Below are 18058 nucleotides of genomic sequence, written 5' to 3' on the forward strand. Positions count from 1 at the left end.
CAGTTGTGCGTTGGCTCACAGACAACCTACCCCCGTGCGGGGCAAAATTTCAGCGTGGTGCGCCCAGAAGCGGAGATCTGGTGCACGATTGAGGGGTATTTCGAGCGAAAGGGGTAGGACGTGACCGACGTTGCCGACGCGACCTCCCCCGATACCGTCGTCCGCACCGCTTTGGCCGCGTTCGCCCGCAAGGGATACTCCGGGGTCAAGGTGGAAACGCTGGCCAAAAAGACCGGCATGACCAAGCGGATGATCCACTACCACTTCGGAGACAAGCGTGGCCTCTACATCGCCGCCCTGCGCGCGGCGCTGCAGTCGCTGACCCCGCCGGAGGAGATCCTCAACCGCTCCCACGCCGTGCCCGTGGAAGGCATGCGCCGCTTCGTGGACGCGCTCTACCACGCCTTTTTAGACCACCCGGACGCCACCCGGCTGGTGTTGCGCGAGAACCTGGAGCCTGCCGTCGAACCCGAAGACGCCGCCCAGCTCGCCGGCACGCGCGATGTCACCCTGCACGCCGAGCGGCTCCTTTTGGCCGGCCAGGACGCCGGCGCGTTCCGCCCCGGCATCACCGCCGTGGACCTGCTCACCCTGATTTCCTCGCTGTGCTTCTACCGCGTCGGCAACGCCGGCACCGCCCAGCACATTTCCCGGATAGACATGGAAAGCCGCCGCAACGTCGACGGCATGCGCCGCATGGTCATCGACACCGTACTGGCGTTTTTGACCTCCAACATCTCCTACTCCGGCTACGAGTCCTACCTGGAGGCCACCCCGGCGCCCGCCGAGGACGCCCAGCCGGAGGAATACCCGGACGAGTACTACGACATCTACGCCGACGACGGGCGGATTGTTTAACAGCGCCGATAAGGCGCAGCTACGCAGACTGCTTTTCTTCCGCCGCGACGAACTTCGGCTCGCCCTCGCCGCGGGCCACAGCCTCGTCGACGATGACCTCGGCGACATTCTCGCGGTCCGGCAGGTCGTACATGATGGGAACGAGCAGCTCCTCCATGATCGCGCGCAGGCCGCGGGCACCGGTCTTGCGCTCGGCGGCCTTGTCCGCGATCACGCCCAGCGCCCCGTCGGTGACGGTCAGCTCCGCGCCATCCATGGAAAACAGGCGCTGGTACTGCTTGACCAGCGAGTTCTTCGGCTCCGTGAGCACGCGCTTCATGGACTCGCGGTCCAAGTCGTTGACGTGCGCGATAATCGGCAATCGTCCGATGAACTCCGGAATCAGGCCGAACTTGACCAAATCGCCCGGCTGCACCTGCGCCAGCAGGTCCGCCTCGTCGCGCTGGTCCTTCGAATCGATCTCCGCGCCGAAGCCGATGCCCTTTTTGCCCACGCGCTCCGCGACCACCTTGTCCAAGCCCGCGAACGCGCCGGCCACGATGAACAAGATGTTCGTGGTGTCGACCTGGATGAACTCCTGGTTCGGGTGCTTGCGCCCGCCCTGCGGCGGCACGGAGGCGGTGGTGCCCTCCAAGATCTTCAGCAGGGCCTGCTGCACGCCTTCGCCGGAGACGTCGCGGGTAATCGAGGGGTTCTCGGACTTGCGCGAGATCTTGTCCACCTCGTCGACGTAAATGATGCCGTGCTGCGCACGGTTGACGTCGAAATCCGCCGCCTGCAGCAGCTTCAGCAGGATGTTTTCCACGTCCTCGCCCACGTAGCCGGCCTCGGTCAGGCTGGTCGCGTCCGCAATGGCGAACGGCACGTTGAGCATGCGCGCCAACGTCTGCGCCAGGTAGGTCTTGCCGGAGCCGGTTGGGCCCAGCAACAGGATGTTGGACTTGGCAATTTCGACATCCTCGTCGCGCTTGCGGCTAGTCACGTTTGAGGACTCCGCCTTGATGCGCTTGTAGTGGTTGTACACCGCCACGGCAAGCGTCTTCTTCGCGGTGTCCTGGCCAATGACGTACTCGTTCAAAAACGCCGTGATCTCGCTCGGGCGCGGCAGGCGGTCCGGGTCGGTCGTGTCGCCCTTCGCCTGCGCCCCGGCAAGTTCTTCCTCGATGATCTCGTTGCACAGCTCAATGCATTCGTCGCAGATGTAGACGCCGCCGCCGGCGATGAGCTTGCGCACCTGTTGCTGGCTCTTCCCGCAGAAAGAGCACTTGAGCAGGTTCGCGCTGTCGTGCGTTGTTGCCATATGCGCCTATCTACTCCCGTCTTCGGTCAATCCCCACCGAGTGTAATGGGTGCGTCAAACCCTAGCGCGCTGCCCCGACGGCTCCCCACGCACGCGTCGAAGACGCGCCACAATGGGCCCATGACGTTTCTTCGCACGCAGGAATTTGGCACTCCCGACGGCGAGGCGGTGGTGCTGCTGAGCTCCATTGCCACCACCTCCGAGGCGTGGTCCGAGGTCGTCCCCGCGCTGTCGCGCTACCGCGTGATCACCGTCGACCACCGCGGCCACGGTGGCTCCGGCGTTCCCGCGCAGCGTCCCGAGGACGTGGCGACTTTGGGTGGCGATGTGCTCGCAGCGCTCGACGAGCTCGGCGTGGATCACTTCAGCGTCGTCGGGGTCTCCCTCGGCGGCGCGATCGCGCAGTGGCTCGCCGCCAACAGCCCCCGCGTGGACAAAGCCGTCTTCGCCGCCACCGCCACCTACCTCGGCGGCAAGCAGGCGTGGGAGCAAAAGATCGCCACAGCGCTTCACGACGGCACCTCCGGCCTCACCCCCACCCTGTTGGGCAACTGGTTCACCGAGGGGTTCCGCACCGCCCATCCCGACGCGGTGCAACGCGTGGCCGACATGATCGACTCCGTGGACGACGAGGGCTACGCCCACAACGGCACCGCCCTCGCCACCTGGGATTTCGGATCACAGCTGAGAAAGATCACCTGCCCGGTGCTGACCATCGCGGGTGCCTCCGACCCGACGTGCCCGCCGGAGAAGCTGGCTGCAATCGCAGCCGGAGTCTCCGGGCCCGTCCGCAGCATCGTGGTCGCCCCGGCGGCCCACCAAGTGGCGATTGAAAACCCGGACGCATTCAATGCAGCACTGACGCAATTCCTTGAAAGCTAATCCGCTAGCCTGTACACGTTGAATATTCGTGCCCACCCGCGCGCACCGAAAGGACCCGACCCAGTGAATCGCAGCCGCACACTTTCTGCCGTCGCCGCAGCCGCCCTGAGCGCGGCGCTGCTCACCGGTTGCTCGGACTCAAGCGCGGACGAGGCGCGCCTGCCGGAGCCGGTGCTGGACTTCCCGCAGACCAGCACCACCGCCACCCCAACCCCGACGACCACTAAGAAGGCAGACGACGAAGAGGAGGAGACGACCTCGAAGTCCTCCACCACAAAGTCGTCCGCATCTTCGACCACGACGAAGAAGTCGACGTCGACGCGCACGTCCACCAGCTCGAGCAAGAAGCGCTCCAGCAGCTCAGACAGCTCGAACGATTCCAATAACGAGGCGCGCGAGCCCGCACCGGCACCGGTGCGCGAGACCATCGTGGACGACCGCCCGGGCGCGACCTGCGCCTGGCCCACCCAGGGCGAATCCAACGGCAACCAGGAGTACAGCACCTTCTGCGACCGCGAGTGGGCCCGCACCGTCGCCTCCGACGGTCAGGACTACTACTGGGCGGCCAAGGGCCAGGGCTGGGTCTCCGTCGACCCCGCCGACACCAACGACAACGGGGCGTGCTGGGCACGCGAAGACTTCGAAACCGCCCCAGAGGCCATCCGCAACGCAGTGGCCTTCTGCGATACCCCGGGGGCGCCGGCTGCTGAGGGAGCCGAGTAGGTCCGAAGGTTTCGTCGCAAAGCGAAAACGCGCCCGGGAGCTACCCCGGGCGCGTTGTTGTTATGCCGCTTACGCGTTGAGCTTGCGGTAGTCGAAGACCTGGTCGATGATCCCGTAATCCACAGCCTCGGAGGCGGTGAGGATCTTGTCACGGTCAGTGTCGATACGCACCTGGTCCGCGGTGCGGCCAGTGTGGTGCGCCAGCGTCTCCTCCATGAGGCGGCGCATACGTTCGATCTCCGCCGCCTGGATCTCCAGATCGGAGACCTGGCCCTGTGTGCCCTGGGTAGCCGGCTGGTGGATCAGCACGCGCGAGTTCGGCAGCGCCGCGCGCTTGCCTGGCGCGCCCGCGGCCAGGATCACAGCGGCCGCAGAAGCAGCCTGGCCCAGGCACACCGTCTGCACGTCCGGGCGGACGTACTGCATCGTGTCGTAGATAGCCATCAGCGCGGTAAAGGAACCGCCCGGGGAGTTGATGTACATGGTGATGTCGCGGTCCGGGTCCTGGGACTCCAGCACCAGCAGCTGCGCCATGATGTCGTTCGCGGAAGTGTCGTCCACCTGGGTGCCCAGGAAGACAATGCGCTCCTCGAACAGCTTGCCGTACGGGTCGATCTGCTTCGTGCCGAAGCTGGTTTCCTCCAAAAACTGCGGCAGCACGTAGCGGGAGTTGGGCATCTGGAAAGTCATAGTGGGTATCTCCTTAATCCTCGTGTGCCTGGTTAGTCCCCGATGGCGTGCTCGCCAGCCTGGGCGGCGTTCTCGATGACGTGGTCCACGATGCCGTACTCCTTGGCCTCCATCGCGTTGAACCAGCGGTCGCGGTCCGAGTCCTTGGTGATCTGCTCGAAGCTCTGGCCGGTGTGCTCGGCGATGAGCTCCGCCATCTCGCGCTTCGTGGAGGCGAACTGCTCCGCCTGGATGGCGATGTCGGCCGCGGTGCCGCCGACGCCAGCCGACGGCTGGTGCATCATAATGCGCGCGTGCGGCAGGGCGTAACGCTTGCCCTTCGTGCCGCCGGACAGCAGGAACTGGCCCATCGACGCGGCCAGGCCCATGCCGTAGGTGGCAACGTCGCACGGGGAGTACTTCATCGTGTCGTAAATCGCCATACCGGCAGTAACGGAGCCGCCCGGCGAGTTGATGTAGAGGTTAATGTCGCGCGTCGGGTCCTCCGCCGACAACAGCAGGATCTGGGCGCAGAGCTTGTTGGCAATCTCGTCGTCCACCTGCTGGCCCAGGAAAATAATGCGCTCTCGCAGGAGGCGCTCGTAAACGGAGTCTCCCAGGTTCATGCCTTGGGTCGGGGAAGTCATAACAGACGCTCCTTTGCTAGTTCATCCGGTAACGCCACCACCCTACTCGCGAGGTGGGCCAACTCCGAGCCTGTTCGCTACCGGCGTACGGGTCACTCTCCGCGGGAGTCTGGGTTCACGGGGCGGTGTGCAAGATAGTTCACCGGCGGATGAACAATCCCGCAACGGGGTCTCGTGTGACCTGGGAGAAGTGAACTATTGGTCGAACATGTGCGGAGAAATTCACGAGACGCACCCGGTAACGTGAACTATTCCGCCGAAACACGAAAGCGGCCGGGGCGAACACACGCCCCGGCCGCAGCTACGCCGCAGAAGGTTTACTTCTCCTCTGCGTCAGCCTCGTCTTCTTCGATCTCGCCGAAGTATTCGTTCGGGTCGACCTTGTTGCCGGCCTCGTCCTCGACCTGGGTACGGGAGATCGCGATGGCCAGTGCCTTGCCGCGACGCACGTCGGAGAACAGGTTGGCAATCTGGCCGGACTGCTGCAGCTGGGCCACAAATTGGTTCGGATCCATGCCGTAGGACTGCGCGGTGAACAGGATGTGGTCGGTCAGCTCCTCCTGGGAGACCTCCGGCTGCTCTTGCTCGGCCACGGCGTCGAGGAACAGCTGGGTGCGCACGGACTCTTCAGCCTGCTCGCGGGACTGCTTGTCAAACTCCTCGCGGGTGGTGCCCTGCGCCTCGAGCAGCTGGGCGAACGCGTTCTCGTCGTGCGCCATCTGGCCCAGCAGCTGGTGCAGCTGGTTGTGCACCTGCTCGTCGACGACGGACTCCGGCAGAGCGAACTCGGCCTGTGCAAGGGCGGCCTTGAGCACCTCGTCGCGGATGTCGGCGGCCTGCTGCGCCTTCGCGTTCTCCTCCACCTGATCGCGGGTGGAGTTGCGCAGCTCCTCGACGGTGTCGAACTCGGACGCCATCTGCGCGAACTCGTCGTCGAGCTCCGGCAGCTTGCGCTCCTTGGTCTGCTGGACGGTGACCTTCACGGTGGCTTCCTCGTCCTTGTGGTCGCCGTACTGGATCTTGGAGGTGAACTCCTCGTCCTCGCCCGTCTTCAGGCCGCGAAGTGCGGTGTCCAGGCCCTTGAGCAGGTCGTCGGCGCCGACGCGGTAGGTCAGGCCCTCTGCGGAAGCCTCGTCGATCTTCTCGCCGTCGATGGTGGCCTCGAGGTCGATGATGGCGTAGTCGTCGGTCTTCAGCTTGCGCTTGGTGTCCTTCAGCTCGCCGAAGCGCTCGCGCAGCTTGTCCAGCTCGGCGTCGATCGCTTCGTCGTCAAGCTTGAGCTCCGGCACCTTCACGGAGATCTTGGAGAAGTCCGGCACCTCGATCTCCGGGCGCACGTCCAGCTCGGCGGTGAACTCGACTACGTCGTTGTCCTCGATCTTGGTGACCTCGATCTCCGGCTGGCCCAGCGGGTTCAGCTCGTTTTCGGAGATGGCCTGCTCGTAGCGGGTCGGCAGCATGTCGTTGACAACCTGCTCGAGGATCGGGCCGCGGCCGAAGCGCGCGTCGATAAGCTGGCGCGGCGCCTTGCCGCGACGGAAGCCCGGGATGTTGACCTGCTGGGCGATGGCCTTGTAGGCCTGGTCAATTTCCTTGCCCAGCTCGTCGAACGGCACGCTGACGTTGAGCTTCACGCGAGTGTCGCTGAGCTTGTCGACGGAAGTCTTCACGGATTTCTCCTGTACTAGATCGAAACAACGTTTGTCAGATGTTTATATGTGGCGGGCCCGCGTGAAACGGGCCCGCCTTGGTCGGGGCGACAGGATTTGAACCTGCGACCCCCTGCTCCCAAAGCAGGTGCGCTACCAAGCTGCGCCACGCCCCGTTGCGGCAAATAACCGCACGGTATGAACCACATTCGGAAACCGCGTGTAGTTCAGGACAGTCATTGTAGCGGTGTGCGTAGGACTGCCCGCATTAAGGGCACAAAAACACCGGCCCCGCAACCGGAACCGGTGAGTTGTGTGGAGGGAATGACGGGAATCGAACCCGCGTCTTCAGCTTGGAAGGCTGAGGTATTAGCCACTATACGACATTCCCATACGCCAAATGCGCTGTTGGGAATGTTAGCGCAGCCGGTACGGTTGAACCAAACACGTGACTAGACGCGCAAAGGAGCCACTGTGTTCGGACTACTTTTTCTGCTGCTCATCTTCTCTCCCGTTCTGTTTTTGCCGATGATGGGCGGGCAGCGCCAGGTGCAACCGTCGCGCCGTCAGGTGGCGCAGCAACAGCAGCTGTCCTTCGACGACGCGTACGCGGATGCGAGGCGTTGGACGGATCGTCTCGGTTCCCAGGTGCTCAACATTTCCGGCAACGACGCCGCGTCGAAGCAGGCGATGGCCGACGCGTCCGAGCGTTTCAACGCAGCATCCGCTGGGCTTAGCGACGCTCGTTCCGTCAAGCAGGCCATGCTGGCCCGCGAGTCCGCGCTGGAGGGGCTGCACTATGTCAACGCCGCTCGCGAGATCATGGGCCTTCCCGCCGGTCCGCAGCTGCCGGAGCTGGAAGGCCAGCGCCAGGCGGGACGTGTCACCGAGCAGCGTACGGTGACGCAGCAGGACGGCTCCCAGGTCACGGCCTCGCCTTACGCCACGGAGCAGACCCCGCACTACTACCCCGGCGGTGCTGTGGCCGGCCGTCCGGTGCCGGCTGGCTGGTACTCCACCGCTTGGTGGGCCCCGGCGATGATGACCGGCGTGTGGGCGGCGAGCTCGATGATGTTTTACTCCACAATGTTCGCTGGCATGGCCGGTGTGGCGTCCGCGGATGCGTTTGAGGCTGGCGGCTTGGGCGACGGCGCAGGCGACATGGGAGACACGGGCGACATGGGCGGCGCAGACATGGGCGACATGGGCGGAGGCGATGCTGGCGGCGACGGCGGCTTCTTCGGCGGCGACGGCGGCTTCGACTTCGGGGGATTCGACTTTTAGCCGTGCGTTAGACTGCACTGCGATTGCGAACCCCTGAAAAACCTTAAGAACACCGAAGGACAAGGAGTGGCCGTGCGCATTGCTGTGCTGCTGAAAGAAGTGCCGGACACGTACAGTGACCGCGAGATGAACCTGGAGACGGGGTTGACGGACCGCTCCGGCGACGTCGTCGCCGACGAGGTCAGCGAACGCGCTGTCGAGGCGGCGCTGCGCATCGCGGAGGCTGGCGAGAACGTCGAGGTGGAAATCTTGAGCGTCGGGCCGGAGTCTTCGGCGGACTCGGTGCGCCGCGGCATCGCCATGGGTGCCTCCGAGGCCTACCTCGTCTCCGATGACGCACTGGCCGGCGCGGATGTGACGCTCACGGCGCAGGTGTTGGCGAAGCTCGTCGAAAAGCAGGGCTACGACCTGGTTATTGCCGGCAGCGAGTCTTCCGACGGCAGCGCGGGCGTGGTCGCACCATTCATCGCGGAGCTGCTTGGCTGGCCCAGCCTGACCAACCTCACCGAGCTGACTGTCGACGGCGATTCCGTGCGCGCCACCCAAGCGTCCGACGCCGCCACCGTGGAGCTGGCAGCCACCCTGCCCGCCGTAGTGTCCGTCGCCGACGAGTTCGCGGACCCGCGCTACCCCAACTTCAAGGGCCTTATGGCCGCGAAGAAGAAGGAGCTGAACACCGTCGCGCTCGCAGAGCTCGGTGTGGACCCGGCAGATTTCACGCACCCGCGCGCGATCATGGTGGGCATTGAGCGCCGCCCCGAGCGCCAGCGCGGCGAGATCATCGACGCGAACTCCACCTCGGCCGCCCGCCTGGTCGACTTCCTCGAAACCAAAAACCTCATTTAAGGAGCACTCATGACCGACATCCTCGTTGTCCCCGACCGCTCCTTCGACGGCTCCGTCGCCCCCGGTGCGGCAGAGCTGATCGGCGCCGCGTCCACGCTCGGCACCCCGGTTGTCCTAGCGGCTGACCGCACGCACGCCGAGGAACTTGGCGAGCACGGCGCCGCCGTCGTACTGGTCTCCGACGCGCCGCTCGTCGACGCCGCGGCCGCCGCCTTCGACGAGCTATACCCCGCAGCCGTGTTGTTCGCCCACACCGTGCGCGGGCGCGAGGCTGCCGGCAGGTTCGCAGCCCGCAAGGGCAAGGCGCTGCTTAGCGACGCCGTCACCGTCACCCAAGACGACCAGGGCATTGTCACGGAGCACCAGAACTTCGGCGGTGTCTACACCGCCACCGCCGCGGCGACGCACTCCGCGCCGGTGATCACACTGCGCCCCGGCGCCGTGGAAACACGCGCGGCCGCTGCCGCGCCGCAGGTTCGCGAGCTCGACGTCGATTCTTCCGGCGCACGCGCCGCCGAGGTTGTGTCTGTCACGCCGGTCGAGCGCACCTCTTCCCGCCCCGACCTGCTCACCGCCGACAAGGTCGTTGCCGGCGGCGTCTCGCTTGGCGACGAGGACATGTTCGAGCAGCTCGTCGGCGGGCTCGCGGACGCGCTCGGGGCCGCCGTCGGCGCCACCCGCTCCGCTGTCGACGAGGGCCAGGTGCCCTACGAGGCGCAGATCGGCCAGACCGGCGTGATGGTGAGCCCGAAGCTCTACATCGGCGTGGGCATCTCCGGCGCGGTCCAGCACCTGGTGGGCATGCAGACCGCGGACACCATCGTGGCCATCAACTCCGATGAGGACGCCCCCATCTTCGACATCGCGGACTTCGGCATCATCGGCGACCTGTTCGACGTCGTGCCGGAGATCATCTCCGAGATCGAGGCGCGGAAGTAATGCAGGTTCAGCTCCGACGAGGCTTGCCCCGCACCCCGGGCGGCGAACCCTGGCCGCCGGCCGGCACCGTTGAGGTCGCCGACGCCCCTGCCGCCGCTGCCGCTCCCGCCGACTCGCCTGCGGAGCCTGACACGCTTGACGCGCCTGCCGCAGCCGGGACCGTCGAGGTGCCGCTGCGCCGGGGCCTGCCCCGCACCCCCGGCGGCGAGCCCTGGCCGCCCGCCAGCACCGTGCACGTCGCGGCCCCGCTGGCCGCAGTTTCCGCTACGGGTGGCGCAGACGCAGTGCACTCTGAGGAGGCGGCGGTCGAGAACGCCCCGGCGGATCCAGCGCACCCCGCCCACACAGTCGAGGTTCCGCTGCGCCAGGGCCTGCCCCGCACCCCCGGCGGCGAGCCCTGGCCACCGGCCGGCACCGTGCGCGTGGCAGCTCCCCCGGCCGCCGTCGAGCCGAAAGCCGAACCGGTCACCGAACCGGCCGCTGAACCAACCCCGGCACCCGCTGCCGCCGCCACCGTTGTCGACGACGCCATAGCCAAAACTGCGCCCGAGCCGGCACCGGCTGCCAAGCCAGCCCCCAAGCCAGCCGCTGCGCCTGCGGCGAAGGAGGCGAAGGGGGCGCCGGGGCGACCGGAGGGCGTCGGCAAGCGATGGCTCCCGTGGGCATTCGGCGCCCTCGTGCTGCTGGCCGCCGCCATCGTTGGCGCGCGCTGGTACACCGGCACCGCCTCCGGCGCCGACTTCATCGCGCGCTACGACGGCATCCAGCCGCTGCCCGACAACGCCCCCGTCGGCCTGCCCGCATGGCTGAACTGGGCGCACTTTTTCAACATGTTCCTCATGGCCATGATCGTGAAAACGGGCATCGACGTGCGCCGCGAGAAGCGCCCCGCCGCCTACTGGCAACCCAAAAACGGCGGCAAGAAAATCTCGGTGACGCAGTGGCTGCACCAGTGCCTGGACGTCGCGTGGGTGCTGCTCGGCGCGGTGTTTTTCGTGCTGCTGTTTGCCACGGGCCAATGGATGCGCATCGTGCCCACAAGCTGGGACGTGATCCCGCAGGCGGTCTCCGCGGGGCTGCAGTACCTCTCCCTGGACTGGCCCGAGGAAAACGGCTGGGTCTACTACAACGCGCTGCAGGAGCTGTCGTACTTCATCACCGTCTTCGTAGCCTCGCCGCTGGCCATCGCGTCCGGTTTCCGGATGAGCAGCATGTGGCCGAAGGCGTGGAAGAAGGTCCCGGTCGCCTGGGCGCGCGCCGTGCACTTCCCCACCATGATTTACTTCCTCGCGTTCATCGCGATCCACGTGTTCCTCGTGTTCACCACGGGTGTGCGCAGCAACCTGAACGCCATGTTCGCCGCCCGCGAGGACGCCACCAGCTGGACCGGAACGGTGCTGTTCCTCGTCGCGCTGGCTGTCACCGCTGCCGGCTGGTTCGCCGCGCGCACCTCCGTGGTCGCGCCGCTCGCGAACGCGACGGGCAAGGTGTCCAAGCGCTAATCTGTGGATAACCGGGTGTGTTTGTTGACGCTGCAACGGAGTTATCCACAGAATCTTCGCGGGGTGCTTGGCGACGTCTACAGCACCCCCTACCTTCCGGGCCATGAACTTTATGTCCTTTGTCTCCGCCGGTGTGGCGGTGCTTGCCGACTTCGACCGCGACGTCGCAATGGCCGCCGGGCTGTCGCCGGGTCGGGTGCGTGACCTGGCCCGGGTGCACGAAGCGTTTTACGGCCCGACGCGCTACACCCGCAAACAAGCCGAAGCTCTCACCCTCGCCGAGGGCATGCCGATTGACCAGCTCATCCTGATTGAGAAGAAGCTGCGCGCCGTCGACGATATGGCAGAGCGCTGGCGCATCCGCCTTGATCTGGTGCGCCACCGCGGGGCCTTTCGCACACTGAGCAAACGCATCGCACGCCTGATCAACCAACCGGTCAAACCCCCAGCCGCCGCATGCCGGTTCACCCGATCACGGGCAGGCATGCGCACCATGATCTTCACCTACAACGAACGCGACCTCGCCGATGTCGAACACACGCTTCGCGCCATGATCGACAACACCACCCCCGCCGCCGCCCAACTCGCCGACGCGCTGATGCAGCTTTTGCGCGACGGCGACACCATCCCGCAGACAACCTTCCGCCCGATCGTGTTGGTGCCGATCGCCAACTGGGCACGCATCCACGCCGGCACCGGCGACGAGGTCACACTCACCTGCACCGACGGCACCACCATGACCGGGGCGGACTACCTCGCCCACAAATTCGGCGACGTCCTCGAAGTCGCCGCGTTTCACCCGCAGCACGGCCCGGTCAACCTGTACCAGGGGCAGCGCTTCGCCAACGCGAAGCAGAAGACGATGTCGAAGCTGTGCTGCCCGGCGTGTGCGTTTCCCGACTGCAAACACTCCGCCGAGACCACCCAAACCCACCACATCAGAGCATGGCGCTACGGCGGGATGACCAACATGGACAACCTCGCCGAACTCTGCCCCTTCCACAACGGCGTCAACGCCGACAACCACCACGGCGCCTTCGGCTACATCAACAACCCGAACGGGCGCATCCGGTGGATCGCCCCCAACGGCACACACGTACCCATGACCACCCCCGGCGCCATGGAACTCCTCTTCGACTAACCCACACACACTTACGCGAACGGGTAGGCCCGAAACGCGCGCTCGATGCCGGGCTGCGCGTACTTCGGCACGCCCGCGATATCTGCAACATTCAGGCGTCCCCCGGCGCCCTGCCACGTCGCTCTGACGACGCCGTCGATGACAACGGTTTTGCGGAACACTCCCATGTTGCCGGGTGCCACATGCTCGTGCGTCGTCCCCGTCATGGCGAAGAGGCGATCCTTGTAGCCCAAGATGTACTCGTCGAATGCGGGAAGCAGGAGGGGCCGGCGAAATGATGAGGCGGGGGTGGCCGGGAGGTCGTCGATAGGCAAAAAGTACCCGTCCGCTTCCGGCAGCTGCGACAGGGCGGTGCGGACCTCGCGCGCGGGCAGCTTCGACCACCAGCGCACGTCAGCCTCGGTCACGGGCCCGCGGGTGTTGACGTAGCGGCGCACCACCTCGTCCACGGCCGCTTGGCGGTCTCCGTTGAACGCCTCCTCCAACCCGGGGGCTGCCGGTGCGGGCCCCAGGCGCTGCGCGGCGCCGACGTACGCGAGCACCCCCGAGGTGAGCAGGTACTGGCGCGACCGGTACACCGCGGCGCTCGTCGGCGAGGGGACCACACTGGCCACAATCCGCTGGTACCCACGGCTATCGACGGGCCCTTCGGTCACCACCGTCCTCCCAATCTCCTCCACATGGGCGGGCGTGACGCCTTCCTTGGCGGCGCGGGCTGCGAGCTGATCCGGTCCAGGCTTGGCCAAAAGTTCCGTCATCCACCGCATCTCGCTGGCCAGGCCGAGAAACACCGTGCCGCGCATGGGGTATGAGCGCACGAGCTCGCCGGCGTCCAGGCTGACGCGCACCGCATCGATGTCCCCGCCGGTGCGCAGCGCCACCGAGGAAAACACGGTGGTTTCCTGGCCCTGCATGAGCCCGAAGGCACCGACCGCCTCGGCGGGCGTGGACCAGCGCTGGGCGACGAGCCCTTGCGCGAGCAACCGCGCACGGGCCAATGGGCGCGAGACCATTACAGCGGCCGGCCCATGTCGGTGCGAGAAATGTCGACGGCTTTGCGGATCACCTCGGCAAGCGCGGCCTCCACGCGCGGGCGGGTTTCGTCCGACTCGAGCAGGTCCTTGCGCACCTCGAACATCACGGCCAGTACCGAGGTGTTGCCCGCGTAATCCACCGGCACGTACGCTCCGGCGAACGGGGTGTTGCGCTCGACGCTGAAGCCGGCGGAGCGAAAGGCGCGCGCGGCTTCGTCTGCGAGCACCGCAGGCGTGTGCACGGAATGGGTGCCGATGCACACGTCCGGCAGCAGCTTGCCGGGGTGGATGCGGTACTCGGCGGGCTGGTTGTTGTAAGAGTGCACGTCCACGATCACGGCGCAGCCGCAGTCTTGGATGCGCCCGGAGACCAGCTTCGACACCGCGTCGGCGTACGGGAAGTAGTACTCGGCCTTCAAGTCGGCGACATTCATGTCCAGCGGGCGCAGCAGGTTGCCGTCGCCAAGCTTGAGAAAGATGGCGCCGCGCCCGGTGACATCCATGGACTCGCGCTCGTTGGAAAACCGGCCCGGGTCCGCCACTAGGCGCGACAGGTTGTTCACGATCATCCACGGCGCGCAGCCGGACTGCTCCGCGGCGGCTTTAGCCAGCTCGTCGGTGTAGTCGTCCGTCACACGGTCGAGTTCCTGCGCAATCTGCGCGTCGGTGGCGATGAAGTCCGCCGCCACCTCCGCGGGGATCTCGCGCGAGGCGTGCGGCACGTGCATGATGACCGGGCAGGAATCACTTCCCTGGTGGATGCTGAAGTTCATGCTTTTGCAGGATATAGCGCTCGGGGGCGTCCTGCTTGACGACGGCACCTTCGGCCGCAAACGCCTCCAACCACCCCTCCATCGGGAAGGTGCCCCACTTGTCGTGGAAGCGGTTGGCGTTGGCGACGATGTCTGCGAGGTGCTCCCACGGCGGCGAGGACACCGGGTGCCACTGGTGGTACGCGTGGGCCCCGCCCACCCAGACCAGCGGGATGCGGTGGCGTTGCAGCTCGCGGGCGAAGTCGGTGTCTTCGCCGCCGTAACCTTCGTAGCCGGGGTCGAAGCCGCCGAACCCGCGCTCGATGCGTCCCCACGTGTCGGCGGTGAGGGCGAAGGAGAGGGACCAAAACAGGTTGTAATTGTCGGCGTCGACCAACTCGCCGGGTGCGGGATTGGGGCGCGCGGGGTGCGGGTCGGGCTCGGTGACTCGCATCTCGCCTTGCGCCATGTAGGTCACCGGACCTGCGACGACCGCCTCCGGGCGATGCTGCAGCGCGGCGGCGTAGCGCGGCACGAGCGCGTCGGAGGCCAGGCAGTCCGCGTCCAGGAACACAAGCACCTCGGCGCCGCGCTCGATGGCTACCTTGGCGCCGAGGTTGCGGGCTGCGGCCAGGTTGCGCGGGCCTTGCACCACGTAGCTTTTCGGCACGGCCTTGGCCAGCGCCTCGGCGTCGGCGAGGGCGACGGTGACGTGGTCGACTCCCATCGGCATGAGGTTGACCTGGTGGGTCAGGTGGTCTTTGCGGTTCGCATCCGCCAGCGTGACCACGCAGGTGGGTCGCTGGCCGGGATCGGCGGCCACCCCCGCAATCACCTGCGCGGCCCGGCGCGCGGCACCGTCGGTCTGCCAGCGCTTCCAATCGGTGTCGCGGCGGCGCAGCAGTTCGGGCCATTCGTCGGGTGCGGGGAAGGCGTTTCGTACCGTCGCTAAGCCAGCGAGCGCCTGGGCCCCCAACTTCTGCTCCGTGAAGGGGCGCGGCTGCGGCAAGATCACCGCCGGGGTGTCGGTCACCGCCAGATCCGCCACCGAATTCTGCCCGCCGGCAGTCACCGCGATGCCTGCGGACTGCAACAGCTCCGTCGGATCGTCAACGTGGTTGTCGCCGCCGAGGAACGTGAAGCGGTACTGCGGGCAGGCCTGCTGAACCGCCTCCCAGTCCGCCGGCGACCACGTCGAGCCGCCCAGCCCGGCCATCACCACCACATGGTTCGGGTCGCGCTGAACGCCGGCGCGCGGAGTCAGCCGCGAAATCCCGCCGACGGCGTGCAGCCGGTCCGCGTGCGGCTGCAGGTGCGGCGGCACCGGCACCCAGTCCGGCCACGCCGCCACAATCGCGTCAGCCTGGGCGTACGCCAGCTGGTGCGGCGCGTCGCCGCGGTATCCCGGCATCGCGTGCACCACCACCGGGATGCCCATCAGCCGCACGAACGCGGCGACCTCGTTGGAGACATCCACGTAGAACGCCTCCGGTTCGTTGTCGGCGACCCACTGGGCGATCTGGGCGAAGCGCTCGGCAATCTGCGGCGCGCCGTACGGCGCGTAGTGCAGCGTGCCGCCGGCGGTCATGGCGCGGCCGGAGCGCAGTGGGCGCGGGGAGTCGGAAGCGTCGTCGACAAGCGTGACGTCGCCGCCGTTCGTGGACAAGATCTGGCACTCATGTCCCATCGCGCGCAGTTCGCGCTGGATGGCGCGGCAGCGGTGCATGTGCCCGGAGCCGTGGTGGTGGGCGTAAATTCCGATCATTTCCCTACCCTTCCAAACGCCGCCACTTGGCGGAAGATGTCTGTGTAACGCTTCGCGGTCTGCGCCAGCGAATGGTTGCGCACCACCCACTCGCGCACCTGCGCGCGGTCCAGCTCGCGCGCTTTTTCTATCTGTGCAGCTAGCTTTGCGACGTCATCCGCCGGTGCCAGACCCACCGGCGCCGAGCGCAGCAGCTCGCCCATGCCGCCACGGTCGAAGCCGGCGACGGGGGTGCCGCACGCCATCGCCTCAAACGCGACGAGCCCGAACGGCTCCTCCCAGCGCGGCGTGGCCAGGGCGACAGCGCAGTTGGCCACGAGTTTGCGCAGCTCCGCGTGGGAGAGTTCACCGACCCACTCCGCGCCGGCGCCCAGGCGCGGCGTGATCTCGTCGCGGACGTAGCGGTGATCGCCGTTGCGGCCGGCCAGCACGAGCGGGATGTCAGCGGCGCGGCAGGCGTCGATGGCGAGGTGAGCGCCCTTTTCCGGCACGAGGCGGCCGAACCAGACCGCTGTGTCGCCGCCGGGCCCGGGGCACCACAGGTTCACGTCGACGCCGTTGGGGATGATCACCGGCTCCGTGGGCAGGCACCAGTCCCGCGCGGTGGTGCGGCTCACGGCGGCGAACCGCCCGGCGCGCAGCCCGGCGGCGGTGATCGCGGCCTGGATCTCTTCCACCATCGGGGTGTGCAGCGTGGTCAGCATCGGCAGCGGCTCCGGAGACAGCGCCGAGGGGAAAATGTAGGGGTTGAGGCTGTTGTTGTGCACCACGTCGTAGCCGCGGGCGACGAGCAGCTGGCGCAGCTGCACAAACGCGGCGTTTTCGCGCTCGCGACCGCCTTCCGGGTAGGTGGTGTCGGTGGCGTTGTCCTTGTCGTCGCCCCAGTCCACGCCAGGCAGTTCGAACGCCTTGTCGTTGCCGTCGGAACCTTGTGCGGCGAAGAAATCCACGTCGTGGCCGAGGTTGCGCAGCGCGGCCACCATGGTGTGGCAAAACGCCTCCAGGCCACCGGCATAGGGTTCGCGCACCGGGTAGCGCGCCGGCCCGACCAGGGCGATGCGGAGTTTGTCGGTGCGCGGGTAACGCGCCGCCGGTTGCGCAGCAACGGTCACGCGCCCACCACCTTGGTGTAGATCTCCTCGTGCGCCCGGCGCACCTGCTGAAGCTGCTGGTCCCGGTCGCCGGCGTAAGGGATCGGCGACCGGGCAAGCAGCCGGGCCGCCGCCTGCCCGGCCGCGCGGCCGTTGCCTGTCGGGTAGACCTCCACCGCCGCCGCTGTGTCGGCCTGCCCGGCGTAGCAGCCGCAATCCGGCACCGCGACGGGAACCCCGAGGTCGCGGCACATCTCCAGCCACCCCGAATGCGTGCCTTTGGTGTACGGCAGCACGCAGGCCCCGGCCCGGCCGACGGCCGCGTAGAGCTCGGCGTCGCTCATCGGTTCGTGCACGATCATGCGCGCATTGCTGACCTGCGCCAACTTCGCTCCCCCATGCATGTACACATCCAGCGGCACCTCGCCGGCGATGTCAGCGTAGAACTGCTCGTCGGCCACCACGTTCGAGCGAAGCGACTTCACAAACACCGCGGCCCGCGGCCCCGGGGCGGGCTCGACCGGCCCGCCGACGATCCGCGGGTGCGGGATGACCTGCACATCCGTCGCCCCGTAGTCGCGGGCGAGGACATCGGCTGCCTGGTCCGTCAGGGTGATCAGGGCGGAGCTTGCGTCGATAAGCAACTGCAGCCGCTCATGGTGCGGGCCTTGGTCGGTCAAGTGCGGGTTGTCCAGGTCGTGGACCGTGAGCACGAGCGGCACCGGCAACGCGGCGCACAGCTGCGCGATCTGCGCGGGCGTGCGGTGCTCGAACCCGAAATGGATGTGCACCGCGTCCACGTCGCGTCGGTGGCGCCACCATTGCGCCTCCAGCGCCGGGTGCGGCCACCAGTTGCCGTCGATGTCCGGGTCCGGGAGAAACTCCACGCCCGCGGGGCGAATGGCCTGCGTGTACGGGTGCTGCGCGGGAATGGAGAGAATCTTCACTCCCCTAATATAAACGTTTTCGCATAATG

At 67.0% G+C, this 18058-nt stretch carries 17 protein-coding genes and 2 tRNA genes; 8 read left to right on the forward strand and 11 right to left on the reverse strand.

All coding sequences use genetic code 11. The features are described 5' to 3' along the window. The first annotated feature begins 120 nt into the window (after positions 1-120). Positions 121-858, forward strand: a complete 738-nt coding sequence (locus CFOUR_RS08685; protein WP_085956715.1) for a TetR/AcrR family transcriptional regulator — start codon at positions 121-123, stop codon at positions 856-858. A gap of 19 nt (positions 859-877) precedes the next feature. On the opposite strand, the gene clpX is transcribed toward CFOUR_RS08685, so the two are convergent. Continuing rightward, on the reverse strand, positions 878-2158 hold the full coding sequence (gene clpX, locus CFOUR_RS08690; RefSeq protein WP_085956716.1) for an ATP-dependent Clp protease ATP-binding subunit ClpX: 1281 nt from the start codon (positions 2156-2158) through the stop codon (positions 878-880). Positions 2159-2278: 120 nt separating this feature from the next. On the opposite strand from clpX, the gene CFOUR_RS08695 reads away from it, so the two are divergent. Next, a complete protein-coding gene (locus CFOUR_RS08695) occupies positions 2279-3040 on the forward strand; it encodes an alpha/beta fold hydrolase (protein ID WP_085956717.1) in 762 nt (253 codons plus the stop codon). Between the two features lie 63 nt (positions 3041-3103). Further along, entirely contained in the window at positions 3104-3763 is a 660-nt protein-coding gene (locus tag CFOUR_RS08700; RefSeq protein WP_085956718.1) for a hypothetical protein, read from the forward strand. 69 nt (positions 3764-3832) lie between these two features. Here the strand turns inward: CFOUR_RS08700 and CFOUR_RS08705 are convergent, their stop codons facing one another. The 5 genes from CFOUR_RS08705 to CFOUR_RS08725 all read right to left on the reverse strand — a co-directional run bounded on the left by CFOUR_RS08705 (position 3833) and on the right by CFOUR_RS08725 (position 7119). Then, positions 3833-4453: an ATP-dependent Clp protease proteolytic subunit gene (locus CFOUR_RS08705; protein WP_085956719.1), complete on the reverse strand. Its 621-nt coding sequence runs from the start codon at positions 4451-4453 to the stop codon at positions 3833-3835. Positions 4454-4485: 32 nt separating this feature from the next. Then, positions 4486-5079 carry an ATP-dependent Clp protease proteolytic subunit gene (locus CFOUR_RS08710; protein WP_085956720.1) on the reverse strand — a complete coding sequence of 198 codons (594 nt, stop codon included), beginning with the start codon at positions 5077-5079 and terminating at the stop codon, positions 4486-4488. 317 nt (positions 5080-5396) lie between these two features. Beyond that, entirely contained in the window at positions 5397-6749 is a 1353-nt protein-coding gene (gene tig, locus CFOUR_RS08715) for a trigger factor (RefSeq protein ID WP_085956721.1), read from the reverse strand. Positions 6750-6827: 78 nt separating this feature from the next. Beyond that, a tRNA-Pro gene (locus CFOUR_RS08720) sits at positions 6828-6904 on the reverse strand. 140 nt (positions 6905-7044) lie between these two features. Next, positions 7045-7119: transfer RNA gene (locus CFOUR_RS08725), tRNA-Gly, on the reverse strand. Positions 7120-7259: 140 nt separating this feature from the next. Between CFOUR_RS08725 and CFOUR_RS08730 the strand changes: the two genes are divergently transcribed. The 5 genes from CFOUR_RS08730 (at position 7260) to CFOUR_RS08750 (ending at position 12440) form a co-directional block, all read left to right on the forward strand. Continuing rightward, positions 7260-8012, forward strand: coding sequence for a hypothetical protein (locus CFOUR_RS08730; protein WP_085958327.1), 753 nt, complete (start codon positions 7260-7262; stop codon positions 8010-8012). Positions 8013-8084: 72 nt separating this feature from the next. Then, complete coding sequence (locus CFOUR_RS08735) at positions 8085-8858, forward strand: electron transfer flavoprotein subunit beta/FixA family protein (protein WP_085956722.1); 774 nt, start codon at positions 8085-8087, stop codon at positions 8856-8858. A 9-nt stretch (positions 8859-8867) separates the two neighbouring features. Continuing rightward, positions 8868-9797, forward strand: a complete 930-nt coding sequence (locus tag CFOUR_RS08740; protein WP_290179184.1) for an electron transfer flavoprotein subunit alpha/FixB family protein — start codon at positions 8868-8870, stop codon at positions 9795-9797. Then, positions 9797-11299 (forward strand): cytochrome b/b6 domain-containing protein, encoded by a 1503-nt coding sequence (locus tag CFOUR_RS08745; protein WP_290179186.1) that lies wholly within the window; start codon positions 9797-9799, stop codon positions 11297-11299. The genes CFOUR_RS08740 and CFOUR_RS08745 overlap by 1 nt, the downstream gene beginning before the upstream one ends. Before the next feature lie 103 nt (positions 11300-11402). Then, positions 11403-12440 carry an HNH endonuclease signature motif containing protein gene (locus CFOUR_RS08750; protein ID WP_290179188.1) on the forward strand — a complete coding sequence of 346 codons (1038 nt, stop codon included), beginning with the start codon at positions 11403-11405 and terminating at the stop codon, positions 12438-12440. Positions 12441-12451: 11 nt separating this feature from the next. Here the strand turns inward: CFOUR_RS08750 and CFOUR_RS08755 are convergent, their stop codons facing one another. Genes CFOUR_RS08755 through CFOUR_RS08775 form a run of 5 tightly spaced genes read right to left on the reverse strand, consistent with a single transcriptional unit; the run spans position 12452 to position 18029 of the window. After that, positions 12452-13453, reverse strand: coding sequence for a DNA glycosylase AlkZ-like family protein (locus tag CFOUR_RS08755; RefSeq protein WP_290179190.1), 1002 nt, complete (start codon positions 13451-13453; stop codon positions 12452-12454). Further along, the gene (locus CFOUR_RS08760; RefSeq protein ID WP_085956725.1) at positions 13453-14247 is read right to left on the reverse strand and encodes an N-formylglutamate amidohydrolase; all 795 of its coding nucleotides are present in this window, start codon (positions 14245-14247) and stop codon (positions 13453-13455) included. Before CFOUR_RS08760 ends, CFOUR_RS08755 begins: the two co-directional genes overlap by 1 nt. After that, the gene (locus CFOUR_RS08765; protein WP_290179193.1) at positions 14219-15991 is read right to left on the reverse strand and encodes a glycosyltransferase; all 1773 of its coding nucleotides are present in this window, start codon (positions 15989-15991) and stop codon (positions 14219-14221) included. Before CFOUR_RS08765 ends, CFOUR_RS08760 begins: the two co-directional genes overlap by 29 nt. Continuing rightward, positions 15988-17103 carry a glycosyltransferase family 4 protein gene (locus tag CFOUR_RS08770; RefSeq protein ID WP_290179195.1) on the reverse strand — a complete coding sequence of 372 codons (1116 nt, stop codon included), beginning with the start codon at positions 17101-17103 and terminating at the stop codon, positions 15988-15990. The genes CFOUR_RS08765 and CFOUR_RS08770 overlap by 4 nt, the downstream gene beginning before the upstream one ends. Continuing rightward, entirely contained in the window at positions 17100-18029 is a 930-nt protein-coding gene (locus CFOUR_RS08775; RefSeq protein ID WP_230471733.1) for a glycosyltransferase, read from the reverse strand. The genes CFOUR_RS08770 and CFOUR_RS08775 overlap by 4 nt, the downstream gene beginning before the upstream one ends. Between the last annotated feature and the right edge of the window lie 29 nt (positions 18030-18058).

The organism is Corynebacterium fournieri, from assembly GCF_030408775.1.
GTDB classification, from domain to species: domain Bacteria; phylum Actinomycetota; class Actinomycetes; order Mycobacteriales; family Mycobacteriaceae; genus Corynebacterium; species Corynebacterium fournieri.